This is a genomic window from uncultured Gilvimarinus sp., from assembly GCF_963975215.1.
Taxonomy (GTDB): Bacteria; Pseudomonadota; Gammaproteobacteria; order Pseudomonadales; family Cellvibrionaceae; genus Gilvimarinus.
Window position 1 is genome coordinate 372,813 of record NZ_CAXBFW010000001.1, and the last position, 22,426, is coordinate 395,238.

General features: G+C 55.0%; 21 protein-coding genes and 1 tRNA gene. 15 read left to right on the plus strand and 7 right to left on the minus strand.

Features of this window, described 5'->3' with window-relative positions:
• Positions 1-10 precede the first annotated feature (10 nt).
• The 3 genes from AAC019_RS01505 to AAC019_RS01515 all read right to left on the minus strand — a co-directional run bounded on the left by AAC019_RS01505 (position 11) and on the right by AAC019_RS01515 (position 4,745).
• Positions 11-1,123, minus strand: a complete 1,113-nt coding sequence (locus AAC019_RS01505; protein WP_339896784.1) for a hypothetical protein — start codon at positions 1,121-1,123, stop codon at positions 11-13.
• Positions 1,120-2,592 (minus strand): GMC family oxidoreductase, encoded by a 1,473-nt coding sequence (locus tag AAC019_RS01510; RefSeq protein WP_339896785.1) that lies wholly within the window; start codon positions 2,590-2,592, stop codon positions 1,120-1,122. The genes AAC019_RS01505 and AAC019_RS01510 overlap by 4 nt, the downstream gene beginning before the upstream one ends.
• A 392-nt stretch (positions 2,593-2,984) precedes the next feature.
• Complete coding sequence (locus AAC019_RS01515) at positions 2,985-4,745, minus strand: LTA synthase family protein (protein WP_339896786.1); 1,761 nt, start codon at positions 4,743-4,745, stop codon at positions 2,985-2,987.
• A gap of 147 nt (positions 4,746-4,892) precedes the next feature.
• Between AAC019_RS01515 and AAC019_RS01520 the strand changes: the two genes are divergently transcribed.
• From AAC019_RS01520 to greA, 4 genes are all read left to right on the plus strand, one after another.
• Entirely contained in the window at positions 4,893-5,933 is a 1,041-nt protein-coding gene (locus tag AAC019_RS01520) for an alpha/beta hydrolase (protein ID WP_339896787.1), read from the plus strand.
• Positions 5,934-6,172: 239 nt separating this feature from the next.
• Positions 6,173-7,336, plus strand: coding sequence for a glutamine-hydrolyzing carbamoyl-phosphate synthase small subunit (gene carA, locus AAC019_RS01525; RefSeq protein ID WP_339896868.1), 1,164 nt, complete (start codon positions 6,173-6,175; stop codon positions 7,334-7,336).
• A gap of 34 nt (positions 7,337-7,370) precedes the next feature.
• Positions 7,371-10,592, plus strand: coding sequence for a carbamoyl-phosphate synthase large subunit (gene carB / locus AAC019_RS01530; RefSeq protein ID WP_339896788.1), 3,222 nt, complete (start codon positions 7,371-7,373; stop codon positions 10,590-10,592).
• Positions 10,589-11,065 carry a transcription elongation factor GreA gene (gene greA / locus AAC019_RS01535; protein ID WP_339896789.1) on the plus strand — a complete coding sequence of 159 codons (477 nt, stop codon included), beginning with the start codon at positions 10,589-10,591 and terminating at the stop codon, positions 11,063-11,065. The genes carB and greA overlap by 4 nt, the downstream gene beginning before the upstream one ends.
• Before the next feature lie 55 nt (positions 11,066-11,120).
• On the opposite strand, the gene yhbY is transcribed toward greA, so the two are convergent.
• Positions 11,121-11,423, minus strand: coding sequence for a ribosome assembly RNA-binding protein YhbY (gene yhbY, locus AAC019_RS01540; protein WP_041524086.1), 303 nt, complete (start codon positions 11,421-11,423; stop codon positions 11,121-11,123).
• Between the two features lie 216 nt (positions 11,424-11,639).
• Here yhbY and AAC019_RS01545 point away from each other — a divergent pair, with 216 nt between their 5' ends.
• From AAC019_RS01545 to AAC019_RS01575, 7 genes are all read left to right on the plus strand, one after another.
• Positions 11,640-11,768 carry an SAM-dependent methyltransferase gene (locus AAC019_RS01545; protein WP_339896790.1) on the plus strand — a complete coding sequence of 43 codons (129 nt, stop codon included), beginning with the start codon at positions 11,640-11,642 and terminating at the stop codon, positions 11,766-11,768.
• 287 nt (positions 11,769-12,055) lie between these two features.
• Positions 12,056-13,978 (plus strand): ATP-dependent zinc metalloprotease FtsH, encoded by a 1,923-nt coding sequence (gene ftsH / locus AAC019_RS01550; protein WP_339896869.1) that lies wholly within the window; start codon positions 12,056-12,058, stop codon positions 13,976-13,978.
• Between the two features lie 95 nt (positions 13,979-14,073).
• Positions 14,074-14,967, plus strand: coding sequence for a dihydropteroate synthase (folP, locus tag AAC019_RS01555; protein ID WP_339896791.1), 894 nt, complete (start codon positions 14,074-14,076; stop codon positions 14,965-14,967).
• Positions 14,964-16,301 carry a phosphoglucosamine mutase gene (gene glmM / locus AAC019_RS01560; protein ID WP_339896792.1) on the plus strand — a complete coding sequence of 446 codons (1,338 nt, stop codon included), beginning with the start codon at positions 14,964-14,966 and terminating at the stop codon, positions 16,299-16,301. The genes folP and glmM overlap by 4 nt, the downstream gene beginning before the upstream one ends.
• 91 nt (positions 16,302-16,392) lie before the next feature.
• A complete protein-coding gene (gene tpiA / locus AAC019_RS01565) occupies positions 16,393-17,178 on the plus strand; it encodes a triose-phosphate isomerase (RefSeq protein WP_339896793.1) in 786 nt (261 codons plus the stop codon).
• Between the two features lie 21 nt (positions 17,179-17,199).
• On the plus strand, positions 17,200-17,601 hold the full coding sequence (gene secG, locus AAC019_RS01570) for a preprotein translocase subunit SecG (RefSeq protein ID WP_339896794.1): 402 nt from the start codon (positions 17,200-17,202) through the stop codon (positions 17,599-17,601).
• Between the two features lie 13 nt (positions 17,602-17,614).
• Positions 17,615-17,699: transfer RNA gene (locus AAC019_RS01575), tRNA-Leu, on the plus strand.
• Positions 17,700-18,066: 367 nt separating this feature from the next.
• Here AAC019_RS01575 and AAC019_RS01580 read toward each other — a convergent pair.
• From AAC019_RS01580 to AAC019_RS01590, 3 genes are all read right to left on the minus strand, one after another.
• A complete protein-coding gene (locus tag AAC019_RS01580) occupies positions 18,067-18,993 on the minus strand; it encodes a hypothetical protein (RefSeq protein WP_339896795.1) in 927 nt (308 codons plus the stop codon).
• Between the two features lie 74 nt (positions 18,994-19,067).
• Positions 19,068-19,781 carry a 4'-phosphopantetheinyl transferase superfamily protein gene (locus AAC019_RS01585; RefSeq protein WP_339896796.1) on the minus strand — a complete coding sequence of 238 codons (714 nt, stop codon included), beginning with the start codon at positions 19,779-19,781 and terminating at the stop codon, positions 19,068-19,070.
• Positions 19,782-19,785: 4 nt separating this feature from the next.
• Positions 19,786-20,217 (minus strand): hypothetical protein, encoded by a 432-nt coding sequence (locus AAC019_RS01590; RefSeq protein ID WP_339896797.1) that lies wholly within the window; start codon positions 20,215-20,217, stop codon positions 19,786-19,788.
• Between the two features lie 40 nt (positions 20,218-20,257).
• On the opposite strand from AAC019_RS01590, the gene AAC019_RS01595 reads away from it, so the two are divergent.
• The 4 genes from AAC019_RS01595 to AAC019_RS01610 all read left to right on the plus strand — a co-directional run bounded on the left by AAC019_RS01595 (position 20,258) and on the right by AAC019_RS01610 (position 22,422).
• Positions 20,258-20,551, plus strand: a complete 294-nt coding sequence (locus AAC019_RS01595) for a hypothetical protein (protein WP_339896798.1) — start codon at positions 20,258-20,260, stop codon at positions 20,549-20,551.
• A gap of 102 nt (positions 20,552-20,653) precedes the next feature.
• A complete protein-coding gene (locus tag AAC019_RS01600; RefSeq protein ID WP_339896799.1) occupies positions 20,654-21,400 on the plus strand; it encodes a beta-ketoacyl synthase chain length factor in 747 nt (248 codons plus the stop codon).
• A complete protein-coding gene (locus AAC019_RS01605) occupies positions 21,390-22,172 on the plus strand; it encodes a lysophospholipid acyltransferase family protein (protein WP_339896800.1) in 783 nt (260 codons plus the stop codon). Before AAC019_RS01600 ends, AAC019_RS01605 begins: the two co-directional genes overlap by 11 nt.
• The gene (locus tag AAC019_RS01610) at positions 22,165-22,422 is read left to right on the plus strand and encodes a phosphopantetheine-binding protein (protein ID WP_339896801.1); all 258 of its coding nucleotides are present in this window, start codon (positions 22,165-22,167) and stop codon (positions 22,420-22,422) included. Before AAC019_RS01605 ends, AAC019_RS01610 begins: the two co-directional genes overlap by 8 nt.
• Positions 22,423-22,426: the final 4 nt, after the last annotated feature.

Consider the following 22,426-nt stretch of genomic DNA (forward strand, 5'->3'; position numbering starts at 1 on the left):
GCCAAGGGTGCTAGATCTCGATGAGCAGCGTGCCAATTTTGACTTTCTCCTGAGAGACTTGGTCAAAAAAGTAGAGCGTTCTTTCGCCGGGTGACTCGAGTAGTGCCATGGGTATCGAAGTGGTGGCGCCGAATTCTCGGGCGGTGGTAGGCAGCAAATCGTCTTCGAGCATAATCTGTGCGTTTGAAGGTAGGCAAGAGGTTTTAACCCAAATACCTTCTGCTCCGTCTGGTTGTTCGTTGTTGGGTTTGCCGATAGTGGTCTTTCTCGGGCCCCAGTCACTCACGCTGCAAAATACCGAGTCGCGTTTCCCTTGCCTTTTAGCCATCCGTGGGTCAGCTTTTACCGTCAGTGAGCCAATAGGTTGTTTAATGTTTTTAATCGGATCCACCAAGGCGATATCGTACTCACCCGGTGTTGCCAGGATTCGCTCTTGCATCTCACCGAACAGCCCAGAGGTGACGACGCTTTCGTTGACCACGGTTCGTACTAGCTCGCCATCAATCATAATCTTGGCGTGGCTTGGCGCGCCGGAAAACTGAAACCACAATCCGCTGTGACCGTCGGACTGCTCGTTAAATTTTTGCCCTTGTGTGGTTTTGCGCGGGCCCCAGTTTTTGAGAGGGGCAATTTCACCTTCTTTGAGCCCAGCCTGAAGTTTGGCCTTTTCCTGGGCGCGTAAAATGGCGACATTGTCCGGGTTGTCGGCGATTACCAAATACCGCAATGCAGCGAGTTGGCTCTCTGTTTCGCTCAGGCTCCAGCCTTCAATGGCTACAGTCTTGTTTGAGCTGAAATCCTGCTGTATCAGTTTGAACAGTTGTTCGTCTAACGCTGCGTTATTGAGGTCGAGTTTGTTTTTTAAGGCATTTGCTAAACTGGCAATGGTTGGTTTAGTGCTTTGCTGTTCCAGCCAGGCGGCGGCGAATTTATCGCTACCCTCTACGGCGCGCAGGGCATTATCCAGTGGTTGGCCGTAGCCCGATTCAATAATCAATGAGTTAGGGGGGGCTGTAGACGCTGGTGTCTCCGCCGTTAGGGAGCGGGTGTAAAATACATGCATGGCGCCCGCGGTGATACCGGCGCTAACACCGCCTACCAACAAATCCCGTCGATTGATCATGCCGCCACCTCGCTTTTATTGGCTAAGTGCTGTGCCAGACGCACCGATAGCGCCACGATGGTTAAGGTTGGGTTAGAGTAGCCGTAACGTGGAAACACGGATGAACTGGCTACGTATAAGTTTTGTTGGCCAAACACTTTAAGGTTGGAGTCGACCACTCCGTCGCGGCTATCGGCGGCCATACGCGTTGTTCCCAGGTGATGGCAAGCGCCACTGACGTTTGCCCGAATACTGTTACTGTTAGGGCGGCTTAGGTTCAGCCGCCCTAACCCTGTTTGCCCAAGCTCATCGCCAAGGGCGTTAAAAAGCCGGTAGGCCGAGGCAAAGTCGTCTTCGTGAGGCTGCCAGTCGAGCTTCATGCGGCGCAGCCCTAAAGCGCACCGTTCATCCGTTAGGGTAAGCGTACTCGTTGGGTTGGGGCGTGGCTCGATAATCATTTGGGTCGAGTAGTGCCAGTATTGGCCCGGGTAAAAGCCTGCGGCTTTGCTGCCGCCATACCCTGCCAAGAGTGATTCGGGGGCAGCGCTTGCCTGTAGAGTCATACAACTGTTGTGCTCGCCGTTGTTGCGAATGTTACCGGCGGAAAAGGTTAACACTGGCATGATCGGGCCGCTTTGGTCGCCGAAGCGGCTGTACTTTAGCCCTTCTGGGGCGAGAATTTCGCCTGGGCGCACACCGAAGTGGTCGGCAAAATAACGGCCTAAGTGATCGGAGTAGATGCCTTCGCCATCGGCGTTTTGATCGCCGCGTAAATTCATCAGTAATCGTGTGGTTTCCATGCCGCCCATGGCTAAGGTAAAAGTCTGGGCGGTAATCTCCAGGGTGTTTCCATTGAGTGGGCGCACTTTGGCCGAGGTGACTTTGTCGCCGTCCCGGATTAGCTCATAACAATTGGCGTGCAATAGACAGGTTAAATTATCTTGTGCTTTTAGCTCGTCGTAGTATTTATCGCCAAAGCGGGTAGGCGGACTAAAGCGAAACAGCTGTTCGTTAATGGCGCCGTCTTTTCTCAGCGGGAGTAGTTTTCCGTTGTGTGTTTCGCGAATACTGCTAACGTCAAAATCGCCGCTGTCAATTTCGGTCCATTGACGAGCCCGGGGCATATGACTGCTGATTTCTTGCTTAGAGATAGGCCAAGCGGGAACGTCCCAGGAGTTATTGTCCTCAAAGTCTGTGTCGTCCAGCGGTTTGCTCCAGCCGCCCCAGTGTGCCGTGGTGCCACCGAGCTTGCGGCGCCGGGATACATCCAGTACGCCATAGGATTTATCGCCCAGATCGACTTTGTATATATCGCGCTCAGCTTGTGAAGCGTTTTGTGGGCCGCCGGCCTCGGTGAGTACGATATGCCAGTCGGGTCGCGCTCTGGCCAGTTCCAGCGCGAGTGATATTCCGGCGGGCCCCGCCCCGATAATGCAGACATCAGCCGTTAGTGACTGGGTGGTAAGGCCTTGTTCCAGGTCTTGTATCACTGTGTTCTCCTATTCGGGGCTTGTGGCTGTCTCGGACAAGTCGAATGTGTTGTGACATACGCTGGCACTTAGGTGCCATGTCTCGTTTAGAGCAGCATCTTCGATTGCTTCGTTTATTGGCCAGGTGATGTCGTCACCGACTTTCACGCCAAAGTGTATACTTGCTACACCGGCCTTTGCCGGCAACCATTCTGGCGGGCGTTCGGGTGCGCCTGGACCCGGGTTCCAGACCGCGAGCCACGCTTTGGTATGCTCTTGGGTGGGTATAGTGCCAAGTTTTTTAATTGCTTTCGATGTTTTTTCAAACTGCAGGTTCTGGATAGCCCCGGCACTGTTAAGCCAAATCAGTGCCAGGCCCTTTTCTTTTTCCGGGAGGGGGCGCCCTGATAGGGTCAGGCGCGATGTGATGCTTTGACCTCGACGGTAATGTAGGGTTGCTTATCGTCGCTTATGTAGCGCACAGCGATAGAGTTACCTTGCTCGCAAGACGCCACTTGTGTTTGCTGGGAGAAATGCTCAACTTGGCGGCGTAGAAAATTAAACAAATCATGTTTCTGGCAAGCGCTGATCGGAGTGTCTAGATTGTGTGGCGCCGGCTCGGGCTGCTCGCATGAGCCGGTCGAGCGAGAGAGCAGGACGTCGTTTACGTAGTCGCCGTAGCGATTGATAAAATGAAATGGCCTGTCCTGGGTGGTAACCAGAGAGCGCCCCATGGAGAACTTTGCATTGTGGTCAATGCCCAGTAAGTCCAGTGTGGTGGGGGCCAAGTCATAGCCGCCGCCCACGCTGCTGTTAAATTGCACCGCGCCTTCAGGCTTTAAAACCACAAACGGTACGCGGCGGTCATACACAGCCTCACCAAACAAATCTTTCATTTGTGGGTTGGGGAATACGTGATGATCGGCGGTAATGATGACCGTTGTGTCGTCTAGCACGCCAAGTGCGTTCAGCTCATCAAGCCAGCTTGCCAGCAGTTGATCGCTGCAGTGCAGGGCATTAAGAAACGGGTTGTCATTTTTATCGTAAGGTTGACACTCGTCGTAGGTAAAGCCGGGAATATGGGATCCAATCGTGAGCAGCGTTAGATTGTAAGGTTGCTCATCCCTCTGGTGCTGTTTGATGAGGTTGCTCGCCTGCGTAAAAAGATCCGGGTCGCTAATGCCCCACGTGCCAGGGCGTGGCTCAAGGCCTTGCTCATGCCAATAAGATGCCCCCAGCGTTTTGTTAAAGCCATGGGCGCGTAAAAAGTTTCCTTTGCCGGCAAAGTCTAAGCCCGCGCCACCGAGAAAATAATTTTGATAGCCTGCATGAGTCAGAACGTCTGCCAGGCACGGCATGTTCTCGCCTAATTGCTGACCGTTGGCCAGGCTGTCGCTGCCGCGGTCAAACGGAAATAACGTGCCACACTGGGTATTAACAATCCCCTCAATGGTAATAAATGAGCTGGCGTACATGCTGTCGGCGGGGCTGTGAGGAGCTACCAGCTTTTCCAGGTTGGGCATTAGTCCTGGCCACTGGGGGGGGCTGATAACCGGCAGGCCTACCGACTCTAGGTACACTAAAATTAAGTTTTGTGGTTTATCCGGTAGTGTGGCGTGCAGTTGTGTTTTGGGGGTGATTTGAGTTTCCACCAATGGGCTGTTTTGCCAGTGCTGTCGCAGTTGTGCGTAGCCGGGTATTGGCGTTGGGGTGAGCACGGTGTGGCTGGCACTAATCAGCTCTGCTTCGGGTAGTTGTGCTCGTGCGCTAAAAATAAGAAACGGTGTGGTTAAAATAAGCGCTAAAGCGGGTAGTGGCCTGGGCCGCGGTAGTCGCAGAGCAAGCGTACAGCTAAGTAGCAGGTAGCAACCTATTGCAGTAAAGCCGACCACAAGCCAAAGGCCAAACATGTGCCACGCGGCCACGGCCGAGTCGCCCCCTAAGTGAAGAAAAAACTCGGTGTTAAACCCTGCCCCGCTAAACTGGATAAGCCCGAGGTAGGTGAGCCGAACGAGTAGGCAGGTGCTTAGCAGCGCAATGATACAAAGGCTGCCAAGTCTACGGCCCACTCCGCGCAGGGCGTAAACTAGCAGCGCAATGCCGGCGGCCCCCAAAGCGATGGTTGTGGTTGCTGTTAATGTTAATGTTTGCAATACGCCTGCGGCATAAATCACGGGTGCGGCTATTAGGGCAGTTAAGGCAATAAATAGTCCAGCGAGTTTCTGTGTGTAAAACTTCGGCATACGTTTGGGTCTTAGGAAGGTGTATGGCATCGATGTGTCGATCAATGTATCGAGCTTTCATTAAAATGAAACAAAGCCGTGAATGTTACCATAGGGCAGGGGTGTAAACGTATTGAAGTGTTACAGGTGGCTATGATGGGTGTGAAAGGTGCGGCTTGGCTGATAGTCAGTGTTTGCTTAATGGGTGGTGCTGTCGCCGCGGCTCAGCACCCGGTTGATGATAGTTTTACTGTGGCCAAAGCGTTTGCCAAGGCCCGGCAGGATCATCCCGATATTCAGATTGCGAGCGTGGTACCTGAGGCTGGTGTTTCTGTTGTCCGTGATTTGGTGTATCGCGATGATGTCGGGCGGGCGCTGCATGTAGATGTGTACACGCCTAAAGCCAACAAACCAGCGCCGGCTGTCCTGTTGGTCCATGGTGGCGGCTGGATGTCAGGTACTCGGTCGCACCAGGAGCCAATGGCCACCCACCTGGCTAACAGCGGTTTTGTGGCGGTGACGGTTGAGTATCGGCTATCGCCTGAGGCTAAGTATCCGGCGGGCATGAGTGATTTGCATGCGGCGGTGCGCTGGTTGCGCGCGAATGCAGGTGAGTACGGGATCGATGAGGAGCGCATAGCGATTCTTGGCTGTTCGTCGGGGGCGCAAATGGCTGCGCTGCTGGGGGTGATGACCCATGCGCCAGATTACGTGGCCGATGGTCCGAATCCGTCAGTATCGTCACGGGTGCAGGCGATTGTGAATATTGACGGCATCGTCAGTTTTACTACGCCTATGGCGCTTAAGCATGAGAACGACCCGGCGAAACAGCCCTCAGCCGCCGAGGCGTGGTTTGGTGGGCGCTATGAGCAGGCCACCGGGTTGTGGGAGCAGGCCTCGCCGCTGGCCTATGTCGGGAACCAAACGCCGCCGACGCTGTTTATTAATAGCTCGCAGCCGCGGTTTCACGCCGGGCGAGATGATTATATTGCCCGGCTGGAGGGCGCGGGGGTGTACTCTGAGGTGCATACGCTGCCCAATACCCCGCACCCGTTTTGGCTGTTTGACCCTTGGTTTGAATCGACGGCTTTTTGGGTTACTACCTTTTTGGAGCGGGTACTAACGCCACCGGGCACATAGAGTGGTGATTTAGCGTTGGACAAATTGGCGGTTTTCGCCTAAAATTTGCGGTCAGATTGGCTGTAACCTAAGCCGCGCCAATGGTCGCCAGATTAATGAACGATAAGCGAGATGAAGCTACTTTGTTTCATCTCGCTTTTTTGCAACTTGTGACCGGGCTTTTATTTCCGAGCAGATGTATCTAAATCAGCGACGCACCCCGGTTTGTGTGGTCGTTTCGCTCGGCATGAAGAAAGTGAATTGTTGAGGAGGTTGACTTGATTACTGGGGCTCAAAGACCCGCGCTACTGGTGCTTGAAGACGGTAGTGTCTTTCGCGGTACAGCTATTGGTGCCGACGGCCTGTCGGTTGGTGAAGTGGTGTTTAACACCTCGATGACCGGTTATCAGGAGATCTTGACCGATCCCTCCTACGCCCGTCAGATTGTTACATTGACGTACCCACACATTGGCAATACCGGCACCACGCCGGAAGACGAAGAGTGTGCCACCATCTGGTCGGCGGGCTTGGTCATTCGTGATTTGCCGCGTTTATCCAGCAACTTTCGCCAAAGCCAGAGCCTGGACGACTACCTCAAGCAAAAAGGTGTTGTGGGCATTGCCGACATCGACACCCGCCGCCTGACTCGCCTTTTGCGCGACAAAGGCGCGCAAAACGGCTGTATCGTCGCCGGCGATATCGACGAGGCGAAGGCCCTGGAGGCCGCTAAAGCCTTCCCTGGCCTTAAGGGCATGGATTTGGCCAAAGAAGTCAGCTGCGAAGCGCCTTACAAGTGGACCGAAGGCACCTGGAGCTTAGGTACTGGCCACTCGGACATTGTTGAAACCCGCTTTAAAGTGGTGGCCTACGATTACGGTGTGAAGCGCAATATCTTGCGCATGCTGGCCGACCGCGGTTGCGATATTACCGTGGTGCCGGCTAAAACACCGGCCGCCGATGTGCTGGCGATGAAGCCCGATGGTATCTTCCTGGCTAATGGCCCGGGCGATCCGGAGCCCTGCGATTACGCCATCGCCGCCATTAAAGAGATTTTGGCCACCAATATCCCGGTGTTTGGTATCTGCCTCGGCCACCAGCTGCTGGCTCTCGCCGCCGGTGCCAAGACCGTTAAAATGAAATTTGGTCATCATGGTGGTAACCACCCCGTACAAGATACCGCCACCGGCCTGGTGATGATTACCGCGCAAAACCACGGTTTTGCGGTGGATGAATCTACCTTGCCCGCCAACGTCAAAACAACCCATAAGTCGCTGTTTGATGGCTCACTGCAGGGCATTCACCTGACCGACAAGCCGGCCTTTAGCTTTCAGGGGCACCCCGAGGCCAGCCCTGGCCCGCACGATGCCGACGGCTTGTTTGACCACTTTATTGAATTGATTGAGGCGCACAAAGCGGCCCAGTGATCCCTCGGGATTGGCAACAGATTTTGGAGAGAAAATGCCAAAGCGTACCGACATTAGCAGTGTATTGATTCTCGGCGCAGGCCCGATTGTGATCGGCCAAGCCTGCGAGTTTGATTACTCCGGCGCTCAGGCGTGTAAAGCGCTGCGCGAAGAGGGCTACCGGGTGATTCTGGTGAACTCAAATCCGGCCACCATCATGACCGACCCGTCGATGGCGGATGCCACCTACATCGAGCCGGTGGAGTGGCAAACCGTTGCCAAAATCATCGAGAAAGAGCGCCCCGACGTGGTGTTGCCCACGATGGGGGGGCAAACCGCCCTGAACTGCGCGCTCGATCTGGCCAAGCACGGCGTGCTGGAAAAGTACGGCGTAGAGCTGATTGGCGCCAATGAAGCCGCCATCAATATGGCCGAAGACCGCGACTTGTTTGACAAGGCGATGAAGAGAATCGGCCTTGAGTGCGCCCGCGCCGACATCGTCCACTCGATGGAAGAGGCCAAAGAAGTCCCGAAAAAGTTTGGTTTCCCGGTCATTATTCGCCCCTCATTTACCATGGGCGGCTCGGGCGGCGGTATCGCCTACAACTGGGACGAGTTTGAAGAGATTTGTGCCCGCGGCCTGGATTTATCACCGACTAATGAGCTGCTGATCGACGAGTCGCTGCTGGGCTGGAAAGAGTACGAGATGGAGGTTGTGCGCGACAAAAACGACAACTGCATCATCGTCTGCTCGATTGAAAACTTCGACCCCATGGGCGTGCACACCGGCGACTCTATCACCGTGGCGCCGGCGCAAACGCTCACCGATAAAGAGCTGCAAATTATGCGTAACGCCTCTTTGGCGGTACTGCGCGAAATCGGTGTAGAAACCGGTGGCTCGAACGTGCAGTTTGCGGTGAACCCCGAAAACGGCCGTTTGGTTGTGATTGAGATGAACCCGCGGGTGTCGCGCTCCTCGGCACTGGCCTCTAAGGCTACCGGCTTCCCGATCGCTAAAGTCGCGGCCAAGCTGGCGGTGGGCTACACGCTAGATGAACTGCAAAACGAAATTACCGGCGGTGCTACCCCGGCCTCGTTTGAGCCGTCTATCGATTATGTGGTAACAAAAATTCCACGCTTTACCTTCGAGAAATTCGGCGATGCCGATGCTCGCTTAACCACTCAGATGAAATCCGTGGGTGAGGTGATGGCCATTGGCCGTACCTTCCAGGAGTCGTTGCAAAAAGCATTGCGCGGTCTGGAAGTGGGTTCGGCTGGCTTTGAGTCTAAGCTGGATTTGTCCGCCGAAGAGACCCCAGCGCGTATTCGTCGCGAGCTGACCACGCCGGGTGCCGAGCGTATCTGGTTTGTGGGTGACGCCTTCCGCCTGGGTATGACCGTCGATGAGGTGTTTGAAACCTCTAAAATTGACCGCTGGTTCTTAGAGCAATTGCGCGAGCTGATTGAGCTTGAGCAAAAAGTGCGCGCCGCTAAACTGGCCGACTTAACCACCGAAGACTTATACATGCTGAAGCGCAAAGGCTTCTCTGATAAGCGCCTGGCGCTGCTGCTGGGTGTTAAAGAGGCCAAAGTGCGCGCGGCGCGTCATGCGCAAAATATCCGCCCAGTGTACAAGCGGGTTGATACCTGTGCGGCCGAATTCTCCACCTCAACGGCTTATATGTACTCAAGCTACGATGAGGAGTGCGAGGCGCAGCCCTCGGGCAAGCCAAAAATTCTGGTGATTGGCGGTGGCCCCAACCGTATTGGTCAGGGCATCGAGTTTGATTACTGTTGTGTGCACGCGGCGTTGGCCATGCGTGAAGACGGTTACGAGACCATCATGGTTAACTGTAACCCCGAAACCGTATCCACTGACTACGACACGTCTGACCGCCTGTACTTTGAGCCGGTGACATTGGAAGATGTGTTGGAAATTGTGCACAAAGAGCAGCCAAAAGGCGTGATTGTGCAGTTTGGCGGCCAAACACCACTGAAGCTCGCGCGCGCCCTGGAGGCCGAAGGCGTGCCGATTATCGGCACCAGCCCTGATGCCATCGACCGCGCCGAAGATCGCGAGCGCTTTCAACAAATGATCGAAGACCTGGGCTTATTACAGCCACCCAATGCGATTGTACGCTCGCTCGAAGAGGCGCTGATTAGCGCCGAGAAAGTGGGCTACCCGCTGGTCGTGCGTCCGTCCTACGTGCTGGGCGGACGGGCTATGGAAATTGTTTATAAAGAAGAAGAGCTGCGCACCTATATGCACTCGGCGGTAAAAGTGTCCGAAGATGCACCAGTGTTGCTGGATCACTTCTTAAGTGCTGCGATCGAGGTAGATATCGATGCGGTGTCTGACGGCAAAGAAGTCGTGATTGGCGGCATCATGCAGCACATTGAGCAGTGTGGTGTTCACTCGGGTGACTCAGCTTGCTCGCTGCCGCCGTACTCGCTACCCGCCGAGGTGCAGGACGAGATGCGCGAGCAGGTAAAAGCGATGGCGTTAGAGCTAGGCGTGGTTGGCTTGATGAATACTCAGCTGGCGTATCAGGACGGTAAAGTCTACGTGATCGAGGTTAACCCTCGCGCCTCACGGACCGTGCCCTATGTGTCCAAATGTATCGGTGTGTCTTTGGCCAAAGTGGCAGCCCGTTGTCAGGCCGGCGTATCCCTGGCTGAGCAAGGCTTTACCAAAGAGATTGTGCCCAAGCACTTTCACGTTAAAGAAGCGGTGTTCCCGTTTAATAAGTTTCCGGCGGTTGACCCAATTTTGGGCCCCGAAATGAAATCCACCGGTGAGGTCATGGGCGTTGGCGCTACCTTTGGCGAGGCTTACGGCAAGAGCCAACTGGGTGCTGGCAGCAAGTTGCCCATGGGTGGGCGCGCGTTTATCAGTGTGCGCGATGTCGATAAGAACGGTGTGGTTGATGTTGCCAAAAACCTGCTGGAGCTGGGTTTTTCTATTGTGGCGACCCGTGGCACGGCCAAGGTGCTGAGCGCCGCCGGTATTGAAGTGGATGTGGTTAATAAAGTAGGTGAGGGCCGCCCGCATGTGGTTGATGTAATCAAAAACGATGAGATCAGCCTGATTATCAATACTACCGAAGGCCGTCAGGCAACCCGCGATTCATCGTCAATTCGTCGCAGCGCCGAAGCCCGTCGCGTGTATTACACCACCACACTGGCTGGCGGTGAGGCGGTTGCCATGGCGCTGCGCGCCTGTGGTGAGATCGAAGTTCGCCGTCTGCAAGATCTGCATAAGGAGGCCGCGCAATGAAAAAAGTACCAATGACGGTTGAGGGTGCCGACGCTCTGCGCGCTGAGCTGGAAGACCTGAAAAAGGTTCAGCGCCCGCGTATTATCGAGGCCATTGCCGAGGCCCGCGAGCACGGTGACCTTAAAGAAAACGCCGAGTACCATGCTGCGCGCGAGCAGCAGAGCTTTTGCGAGGGGCGTATTCAGGAGATCGAAGGTAAGCTGGCAGATTCACAGGTTATCGATGTTAAGTCTATCCCGGCGACGGGCAAGGTGATTTTTGGCACTACTGTGACCATTGTTAACGTGGAAACGGAAGAAGAAAAAACCTACCGTATTGTCGGCGACGACGAGGCGGATGTGAAAGCCAACAAAATCTCTATCAGCTCGCCTATCGCCAGGGCGCTAATCGCTAAAGAAGAGGGCGATGTGGTGGTGGTGAAAACCCCGGGTGGCGAAGTCGAGTACGAAATCGACAAAGTGGAGCATATTTAAGGAACGGGGAACGGGTAACGGAGAACCTTTTCGTTCTCCGTCTGCGGTTGCCCGCTTAGCGCAGTAAATTCGACAGCTTAGGGTTGGGCTTTTTCGCGCCGCGATACAGCAACAGCACCTTGCCAATTTGTTGAATAACTTCGGTTTTGGGCAAGTTGCGGATTTCTTCAGTAATTTGCTGACGGTCTTCGCGCTCAGTCAGCGCCAGTTTTACCTTAATCAGCTCATGGTCATCCAATGCGCGGTTTAGCTCCGACAGCACGCCCTCGCTGAGGCCATTGTCGGCGATGGTCACAATCGGTTTTAAATTGTGGCCGAGCGAGCGAAACTGTTTTTTACGTTCGGAGTTTGAGGACATAGCGTAGGTTACCTTTTACGAGACTTCGTGCCACCCATTGGCGGGCGGCTATTGTACCCTAAATCCAAATTATTATGGCTAGATCAAAAAGTAGCAAACGCTGACTGGAAGAGTATTTCTCAGGCCGGCACATCAAGTGGTCGCAGCAGGACGGCTACCGCGCGCCAGGGATAAGCTGATTGAGATCGACAAGAAAGGGCGTCTGTTTCGCCCGGGATGACCGCGGTCGATTTAGGGGCGGCGCCCGGTGGTTGGGCTCAGGTTGCCGCCCGTGATGGCTCGCCGGTGGACCTTGTAATTTCCGATATGGCCCCCAATATGGATGAAGTAGGGGCGGTAGATTAGCCTCGCGCCACGCGTTTGGTTGAACTGGTGCCGGATATGGCCTGCGATATACTCAGCCTGGGTGGTGTAAATCGTCGATAAAGGTTTTAAGGGCTAAATTTCGGTAGCCTAATAGAGTACCCTGTGAACTAAACGGGGATTTTACAGCCCAAGTGTGATCTACAGAGCTATACTGTAAGACCATTGTCATTATTATGAGTCTGCGGGTTTTATTCGTTAAACCAGCGGCTACGCAGCGGCGCCAGGCGCCCGATTCGATGTAAATTGAGGGTTATACCTTGAACGATATGACGAAAAATCTGATTTTGTGGCTGATTATCGCCGCTGTTTTATTCAGCGTGTTTCAGGGCTTTCAGCAGCCGGCGCAATCGCAAGCCATGAGTTACTCGGAGTTTGTGACGGCCGTTGAGCAAGACCGTGTGCGCGAAGTCACCATACAAGAGTCAGATATTCGCGGCGTGACGTCGGATGGCACCGAGTTCGCGACCAAAATGCCCTCTATTCCCGATAACGGCTTGATGGAAGATTTGCGTCATCACGATGTGAAAATCACCGCCCTTGAGCCCGAAAAACCCGGCTTACTGTATCAGCTGCTTATCGCCAGCTTCCCGATCTTAATTATTATTGCTGTGTTTTTGTTTTTTATGCGCCAAATGCAAGGTGGTGCCGGCGGCGGTCGCGGCGGCCCTATGAGCTTTGGCAAATCAAAGGCGCGCTTGTTGGGCGAAGATCAAATTAAAACCACCTTTGCCGATGTGGCAGGTGTGGATGAAGCGAAAGAAGAAGTGCAGGAGCTGGTTGAATATCTGCGCGACCCGAGCAAGTTTCAGCGCCTTGGTGGGCGTATTCCGCGCGGTGTGTTGATGGCCGGCCCTCCGGGTACCGGTAAAACCTTGCTGGCCAAGGCGATTGCCGGCGAGGCGAAAGTGCCGTTCTTTTCGATTTCCGGCTCTGACTTTGTCGAAATGTTTGTCGGTGTGGGCGCCTCGCGCGTGCGCGATATGTTTGAGCAGGCCAAAAAACAGGCACCCTGCATTATCTTTATCGACGAGATTGATGCTGTAGGGCGTCATCGTGGCGGTGGTCATGGTGGCGGTCACGATGAGCGTGAGCAAACCCTAAACCAGTTGCTGGTTGAGATGGACGGTTTTGAAGGCAGTGAAGGCGTGATTGTTATTGCCGCCACCAACCGTCCGGATGTACTGGATAAAGCGCTGTTGCGCCCCGGCCGTTTTGACCGTCAGGTGGTGGTTGGCTTGCCCGATATTCGCGGCCGTGAGCAGGTGCTGAAAGTGCATATGCGTAAAGTGCCAATCTCAGAATCCGTCGAGGCGTCGGTAATTGCCCGCGGCACACCCGGTTTTTCCGGCGCCGATTTGGCTAACCTGGTCAACGAGGCGGCGCTGTTTGCCGCCCGTGCTAACAAGCGCCTGGTGAGCATGGAAGAGTTTGAAAAGGCTCGCGATAAAATCATGATGGGCGCCGAGCGCCGTTCGATGGTGATGAGCGAGAAGGAAAAAGAAAATACCGCCTATCACGAGGCTGGCCACGCGATTATTGGTCGTCTGGTGCCCGAGCACGACCCGATTCACAAGGTAACCATCATTCCCCGTGGCCGCGCGCTGGGTGTGACCCAGTTTTTGCCCGAGGGCGATAAGTACAGCATGAGCCGCCGATCAATTGAGTCCAGTATTTGTACTTTGTTTGGTGGCCGTATTGCCGAGCAAATGACTCTGGGCGACGATGGTATTACCACAGGGGCATCCAACGATATTGAGCGGGCCACCGAGCTGTCGCGCAATATGGTGACCAAGTGGGGGCTTTCGCAAAAACTTGGCCCGTTGCACTATGGTGAGGACGAAGGCGTGATGCCAGGGTCGGGCCAGATTAACTACTCGGGCGAGACATCCAAGCTGATCGATCAGGAAGTGCGCCAGATTATTGATGGCTGCTACAAGCGTGCCGAACAGCTTTTACACGAGAATCGCGATATTCTCGAGGCAATGAAAGACGCTCTGATGGAGTACGAAACCATCGACGCCGAGCAAGTGGATGATTTGATGGCTCGCCGCAAAGTGCGCCCACCCCGGGATTGGCACGATGGTGACTTTAACAGCCACATCGGCGGTGGCGGTGTAAGCGACAGTGCTGACGAGACGCCCAAAGAAGGTAAAACTGGCCCGATTGGCGGCCCGGCTGAAGATCACTAATCAGCTAGGTCGCCCCATAACCCCGCTTTTGCGGGGTTATTTGTTTCTGGCTATCGCCCTTTACGCCACATAGATACTCACCAAACACGAATCACATGCTGCAATCCTCGCTTACTCCCGCTTCTGTTAGCTGCGCCGGCCATAAGCTCGTTTTTACGCGCCCTCAGGTGATGGGCATTCTTAATGCTACCCCCGACTCGTTTTCCGACGGTGGCCGTTATCATCACAGCGGCTCCCTCGATATCGCCTTGGTATTAAGGCGCGCGCGGCAAATGCTGGCCGAAGGCGCCAGTATTATCGACGTCGGGGGCGAGTCCACCCGGCCGGGCGCGAGCCCAGTAACTCAGTCGGAGGAGCTGGATCGAGTGATTCCGGTCGTCGCGGCAATTACCCGTGAACTGGGGGCTTTGGTGTCGGTGGATACCAGTTGCCCGGTGGTGATGCGCGAGGCGGCCGCCGCCGGTGCAGGGATGATTAATGATGTTAGAGCCTTGCGGCGCGAGGGTGCTCTGCTGGCCGCGGCGCAAACCGGTCTGCCGGTGTGCTTGATGCATATGCGGGGCGAGCCCGGTACTATGGCGCGCGAGCAAACGTACCCCGATGTGTTAACTGAGGTGCATGACTTTTTTGCCGAGCGTTTGTATCAGTGCACGCAGGCGGGCATAGCGCGATCTAATATTATGTTGGATCCGGGATTTGGTTTTGGTAAGTCGCTCGAGCAAAACTTAGCCTTGCTGCGCAACCTGGCCGAGTTTCAGCGTTATCAGGTGCCGCTGCTTGTGGGCCTGTCCCGCAAATCGCTACTGGGTAAATTGCTTGGGCGAGAGGTCGACGAGCGTTTGCCAGGATCGCTGGCCTTGGCTCACGAGAGTGTTGTGCGTGGCGCTAATATAGTGCGTGTCCACGATGTGGCCGCGACGCTTGATATGATTAATGTTCACCTGGCCTTGCAAGACGGGTGGGGTGAGAAGGAGACAAAACAACAATGAGCCGCAAATATTTTGGTACTGACGGAATCCGTGGGCGGGTGGGTGAATCGCCCATTACCCCTGACTTTATGCTCAAGCTTGGCTGGGCAGCCGGACGGGTTCTGGTGGACCGGTACGATGGACCGGGTTTGATTTTAATTGGTAAAGATACCCGTATTTCAGGTTACATGTTTGAGTCGGCGTTGCAGGCGGGCCTGATTAATGCCGGTGTGGATGTCGGCTTGCTGGGGCCCATGCCTACGCCCGGCATTGCCTATCTAACCCGCACTTTTCAGGCGCAGGCGGGTATTGTTATCAGTGCCTCTCACAACAGTTATTTTGACAATGGCATTAAATTCTTTAGCGCCGAGGGCACCAAGTTGCCCGATGATATCGAGCAGGCCATCGAGGAGCAGCTCGATCAGCCCATGATTACCGCCGAGCGGTTGGGTAAGGCGCGGCGCATTACCGATGCGGCCGGCCGCTACATAGAGTTTTGCAAGGGCACCATGCCCTGGGGTTTTAAACTCTCTGGCATGCAAATAGTGGTCGATTGTGCCCATGGCGCGACTTACCACATCGCCCCCAGTGTATTTAGCGAATTGGGCGCCAAAGTTATCCCCTTTGCCTGTGAGCCCAACGGCACCAACATTAACCGCAGCTGCGGCTCGACCAACCCCGAGGCGCTCAAAGAGAAAGTCCAGGAGGTGGGTGCTGATTTGGGTATCGCCTTTGATGGTGATGGCGACCGGTTGATATTTGTCGATCACAAAGGCGAGGTGGTTGATGGCGACGAGCTGCTTTACATTATCGCCGCTTACCAGCAACAGTTTGGTGGTGGTTGCCCCGGTGTTGTGGGGACATTAATGAGCAATTTTGGCTTTGAGCTGGGCCTTAAAGAGCTGGGTATACCCTTTGCCCGGGCGAAAGTGGGCGATCGCTACGTGATTGAAACCATGCGCAACAACAGTTGGTCGCTGGGTGGTGAGTCTTCGGGGCATATCGTCTGTGGCAATGTCACTACCACCGGTGACGGTATTATTTCGGCGCTGCAGGTATTGCTTGCGATTAGCACCATGGGCAAGAGTTTGAATAGCGCGAAACTGGGCATGACTAAGATGCCGCAAACCATGATTAATGTGCATCGGGTTAAAAAAGTCGACTTGGACAGCGACCCGGCGGTACAAAGCGCGGTGGCAGCTACAGAGAAGCAGTTGGGCGAGCGCGGCCGGGTTTTGTTGCGCCCATCGGGAACCGAGCCAGTGGTTCGGGTGATGGTCGAGGGCGAAGATCGCGCCGAGGTAAAGGCGCTGGCCCAGCAGCTCGCCAAAGAGGTGGAAAAAGCGCTCAATTAGTCACGTAAGCTGCGGATTATAGGGCAATTTGCCGTTGTATCTTGAAGGCTGTTCGGATACCATTGGCGGCCGTTTTACGGAGGACACCAAAGTGGGATTGCAGTCCAGAGGAGATCGACGCAAGTTGGTCGTCGGCAACTGGAAGATGAACGGCTCGCGCGCCGTTAACGACCAGCTGCTGCAGGCAATTTTATCTGCTTGGTGTCCGCTACAGCACGTCGATGTAGCGCTTTGTCCGCCGTTTTTGTATTTGCCGCAAGTGGCAGAGGCGCTTACAGCCAGCGCGCTGGTTGTCGGGGCACAAAGCCTTAACCCGCGCTCAAACGGTGCTTGCACCGGTGAGATCTCGGGGCAGATGCTGGCGGATGTCGGCTGCAAATATGTGATTGTTGGGCATAACGAGCGCCGCCGCATGCAGTCTGAAACCGACTTGTATGTGGCCGAGCAGTTTCTGGCAGCGCAAGAGAGCGGCTTAACCCCCATTTTATGTGTGGGTGAATCCGAGCAGGCACGTGCTGCAGGACACGCACTAGACACCATTGGCCAGCAGTTGCGGGTGGTGATTGAGGCCGCAGGCCTTGAGGCGTTTAGTCGCGCCGTTGTGGCATACGAGCCTATTTGGGCCGTGGGTACTGGTAAAACCGCTACTCCGCAGCAAGCCCAGGAGGTTCACACCTTTATTCGCGACCAGTTTGGCGCGCAGGGTGATAGCTTAGTAATACTTTATGGCGGCAGTGTTAAGGCCAGCAATGCACTGAGCTTGTTTGGTGAGCCGGATATCGATGGCGCGCTGTTAGGTGGCGCCTCGTTAGACGCAAAAGAATTTATCGCGATATGTCAGAGCGCCGAACAGGTTGCTACTGGCATTACACAGTAAGCTCGTAAAGAGAGCGGAGTAATGGAAAAAATAGTACTTATTATTCATATCTTAACGGCACTCGCCATTATTGCATTGATCCTGATGCAGCAAGGTAAAGGTGCCTCAGCGGGCGCTTCTTTTGGTGCCGGTGCATCGCAAACGGTATTTGGTAGTGAGGGTGGCGGCAACTTCTTCACCCGGGCCACTGCTGTTTTTGCGTTTGTGTTTTTCTGCACCAGTTTTGGCCTGGCGATTATTGCAAAAAACAGCTCATCGATAGCTGACGACGCAATTCCAGCCGTGATAGAATCCGGCGCCGCTGTAAACGATGTCCCGGCTGCAGACGCTGACTCCGATGTGCCTGCCACCTCTGACGTGCCAGCCGTAGAGCAAAGCGAGCCGGCCAATGAAGTTCCGGTAGCACCGGCCAGCGAGCAGTAAGCAGACAGTATTTGCCCAAGTGGTGGAATTGGTAGACACGCTATCTTGAGGGGGTAGTGGCGTAAGCCGTGCCGGTTCAAGTCCGGCCTTGGGCACCATCTTAAAGGAAAGCTCTTCACGAAAGTGAAGGGCTTTTTCTTTATGTGTGCCAGACCGGACCAAGGCCCGGCGTGGACTCGCCACCCCCGAGTGGTTCGGCTCTGCGAGCCAGCTCATTCGAGCTGTCCTGATTCGCTCCCGACGAATCGGTGGGCACCATCTTAAAGGAAAGCTCTTCACGAAAGTGAAGGGCTTTTTCTTTATGTATGTCAGGTCGGACCAGGGCCCGGCGTGGACTCGCCACCCCCGAGTGGCTCGGCTCTGCGAGCCGGCGCATTCGCGCTATCTTGATTCGTTCCCGCAAATCGGTGGGCACCACCTTATAAGAAAGCTCTTTACAAAAGAGGAGGGCTTTTTTGTCGGCGATTAATGATTTTTGAGTTCTTTGCGGCCCAAAAAATACGGTTTGTATTGCGGGTTAATGTTGTTTAAGTAGGGGTTGCGCAAAATAAATATGCGCCGGCTGCTTAGATCAGTGGCCTTCATGGCGTCTTGATAATGGCGCTGCCAAAGCTTAAGGGCCGAGCCGTCGGTGTAGGCGAGTTGTAAGCCGCGGTTAATTCGTGCGTACGCCTCCGGCTTGCTTTTATGAATCCAGAAAAACCGGGGCAGTGGGTAGTAGAGGGCGAAGGTTTGGTTGATGGCAAAGCCACCTATCTGGCCAAAGTTGTTCCACTCGGACTGTACTTCGCTGATGCCGCGGCAGAATAAATCGAATCGCCCACCGGCGAGCATAGGGAAAAGGTTTTCATAGGTGGTGGCTTCAATAACGGTAAAGCCGTTATGGGTGAGTATGTCGTTATCCAGCCAGCCCACGCCCTGACCAATAGTAAGTTGTTGTAGCTGCGATAGCTGCGTAAGCGCGCTGGTGTGTTGCGCGGCGGCTTTATTTTCAAAACAAACCCGGTAACTGAAAATACCTCTGTCGATCGGGTAGGGCGGATAATAAAAATTTTTGGTGAGCGATTCAGTGTAGCTGGTTTTGAATATCAGGTTGTCCTCGCCGTTGGCCAGTGCCATAGCGCGGGGAAGGTTCATTGGTGCTGCCGGTGTCAGCTCATAGGGGCCAAACTCGGCAACGGTTTTTGTTAGGGCGAGCTTTAGTAGCTCCATCTCGTAGTCAAAACGGTGATCGGCGGATGTCCCTGGGGTGCGGTACTGATAACTCGTTACCTTTGCAGGCGAGAGGTTATCGGCGTGGCTGTAGGTGGCCGGGCAGGCAAGCAATACCCACCAGCAAAGTTGCCATACTCTTGTGGCGATTTTTGTATTAAGGCGGCGGTATGAGTGCATTGGCGGTTGGCTGTGATCCCGATGATTGATCTTACCCCTACAGTGTAGTGGAGTGCTAACCGCGCTGCTGACGTTTAAATGATTAAATGGTTGCTCGAAAAAATCGCTATCTCCGGCGCGCTGGATGCCTGGGGGCGGGCGAGTGCTAAATGCACATTTTGAATTCCGGCGGGCTGAAAGCGATAGTAAAGATGCTCTGGCCGGGGCGCACCGAGTGCAGGAAGATCGAATGATGCCGTCGGTACCCCTGCGCCCGGGTTGATACAGATGCGGTGTAACCCCTCGGATATACCTGTGCCCCGGGCTTTAAAAAAAGCCTCTTTGAGCGTCCACAGACGGTAGAACTCGCGGTTGCGGGCGGGCTCGTCAAGCTCTGCCAGGCGCTGCGTCTCTTGCGGGTGATAGTAGTGGCGCGCAATGGCCATAATGTCGCGAGTTTTTTGCGGGTGCTCCAAGTCCAGGCCAATGGGCTGCTGATCATCAATGGCCAGCGCCATCCACTGACCGCTGTGGCTCAGGCTGAAGTGTGGTGATTGGTCGAATGCTAGCCGGGGCTTGCCTGCGGTGTTGGCGGTAAAGCTCAGCTCTGCGGGGTGCATGTTGCAAACCGTGCCTAGTGCGCTGCGGAGCAGGGCCCGGCTGCTTAAAAAGGCGTGTTTTTGTGGCTCCGTGCGGTAGCGCGCCAAGCGCTCGCGCTCTGGCTCGCTCAGTAACTGAAGCCAGCGCCCGGCCAGAGCGCTATCTGCGGTAAGCAAGCTGCTAGGGCTAAGCCAAATTCTGGTTGGCATAGCGTTAGCTCTGGCTGCTAAGCGCGGTTAGCTGGCCGCTGAGCAGCTGGCTGGTGTCGCTGGCGATTTGAAATTGGCACATAGAACTGGTGGTGTTGCTCGCTAATAGCTCGACCCGCACCGAAAGTGGCGCGGGGTACTCGTCTAACCACTGGCACGCTGGGGTTAACCTGGAGGCGGTTGCAATCATGCCGCGCTGGGCGGGTTGACCGTCGGTGCGCAAGCTCGCGTGGGCTGCCATGGCTTGTGCGGCGTACTCCACGCCCGCAAAGACTGACAATTTGCCAGCATCACGGAGGGGGTTGTCCGACTGGGTGTGAGATAGTGCGCGGCAGAGAATATACCCTTCATCCCAGCGGATGATAGAATCCAGCAGCACCATGGGTGCTTGGTGAGGGATGAGATCGGCGATGTTGGGCGCGATTGTCGCAGTCATAAAATTCACAGCAATCTGAGTGATAGGGGCATGATAACCGATGTCAGAGAAATTTCGTGTTGTGGCGTCTGATTTATGCGTGCAGGGCCATTTTGCTGGCTACCCATTGGTGCCGGGTGCGTACCTGCTGGGTAAAATACACGCTTATTTGCTCGGGCGTTTTCCGGCCAGCCCGGTTATCGAGATAAGGAAAGTTAAGTTTATTGCCCCGGTGTTGCCGGGCCAGTTGGTTAGCATTAACGTCGATGATCAGCGCTGGCCTCGCCTGAGTGTCCGGCTCAGTCATGACGAGGGGCGGGTGCTGGAGGCTTCGGTAGTGCTCGCAACGGAATAAACATGCCTTTAGGTGCTGTGCCCGGCGTGCCAATAAGCCCCAAGGTGGTGTAAAATGTCGCCCGATTTGCCCGTTGTGGCGGGTGAGAGGAGGTGGCGACAATTGAGTGATTCAATGCTTGTGTGGGTGTCAGACGTCAGAGCATGGGCGCCGGGAATAGAAAACCCCGCCGCCTGGTCTATCTGGTCGGATAACCCCTGCCCGGTAACCTCCGATGAGCGTCCGGCCGCTGCTGACGTGCCGGCTATGACCCGGCGGCGATTGACTCGCTGGGGGCGTCAGGCGCTAGAGGTGGCGGGGCCCTGTGCAAAACACCTAAGTGCAGAGACTCCGGTAATTTTCAGCTCCCGTCACGGTGATACGCAGCGCACGCTTAGCCTGCTTGAGTCGCTGGCGGCGGGGCAGACGCTGTCACCCAATGCTTTTAGCCTCTCTGTGCACAACTCGGCGCTGGGCTTATTTACAATTTTGCACGAGCTACACATGCCATCGGTGGCGCTGGCCGCAGGACGAGAGACACTGGCGCAAGCGTGGATAGAGGCGGTTACACATTTAGCCACCGGAGCACCGCGTGTTTTGTTGGTTCACACGGACGAGCCTCTGGGTGGCCCTTACACGCCATTTGCCGATGAGATTGATATGCCCGCGTCAGTGGCCTTAGTGCTGGAGCGTAAACCGGTGGAAGGGGCTGTGCCCGTGAGCTTGCGCTGTGAGGCCGACACCGGGGCCGATGATGAGCGCTCGATGTTGCTGGCGTTTCTCGCCTGGTGGTTTTCGTTTGAGCCGCAAATGCGCTACCACACCGGGGGCACTACCTGGAGCTGGGGCCGGCGCGATTATGTGGTTTAAAACTCGCCTGGACAGATGCTGGCGGGTTGCGGCTACGGGTTTTTGTTTTAGCTTTTTTTTTGCCGGTGGGCTGTTGCAGTCGCTGTTGGTTTTTCCGGTAATTTACGCCTTGCCGGGGGCTAAAGATAAAAAAGCACGCCGGGTGCGCAGCCTGCAACAGCGCACCTTTGCCGGTTTTGTACAGCTGATGCAGCTGTTTGGGTTAATTCGGGTCACATTACATAACAGCGAATTGCTGGCCCAGTCGCCCGGTTGTTTAGTCGTTGCTAACCACCCGACGTTAATTGATGTGGTCATACTGTTTGCCAAACTGCCTCAGGCCAATTGCGTGGTAAAGGGGGAGCTGTGGCGCAACCGCTATTTAAAGGGGGTTATGCGCGCCGCCGGTTTTATCAGTAACGACAGTGGTGAGCGCCTGCTGCGCGGTTGCCAGCAGGCGCTCAGTCGCGACGAGGCGGTATTGATCTTCCCCGAGGGGTCGCGTACCGCTGCGGGTAAGGCCCCGAGTTTTAAACGCGGCTTTGCCAACATTGCAGTACGTACTGGCGCGCCGATACTGACGACGTTTATCACCTGTAATCCTTTGACATTAACCAAGGGAGCACCCTGGTACCGGATACCGCCAAGGCGGGCCGAGATCAATATTTATTTTGCCGAGCTGTTACAGCCGCAGACACTGGTTGATGACTTTGAGGATAAGCCTCGGGCAGCGCGGCTGCTTACAAGGCATCTAGAAAGCTATTTTGAGGAAGGATTAAAGCGTTATGGCTGATATGGCTGAAGACATTAAGCGGATGATCATCGAAGAGTTGGAGTTGGAGGATATCACCGTGGCCGATATCGATACCGATGCGCCGCTGTTTGGTGAGGGGTTGGGGTTGGACTCAATTGATGCGTTAGAGCTTGGCTTGGCGCTGCAAAAGCGCTTTGGGGTAAAGATCGATGCAAACTCAGAGCAAAATAAAGAGCACTTTCGCAGTGTTGCCTCGCTGCGTGATTTTGTGATGGCGCAACAAGGTTAGTAGA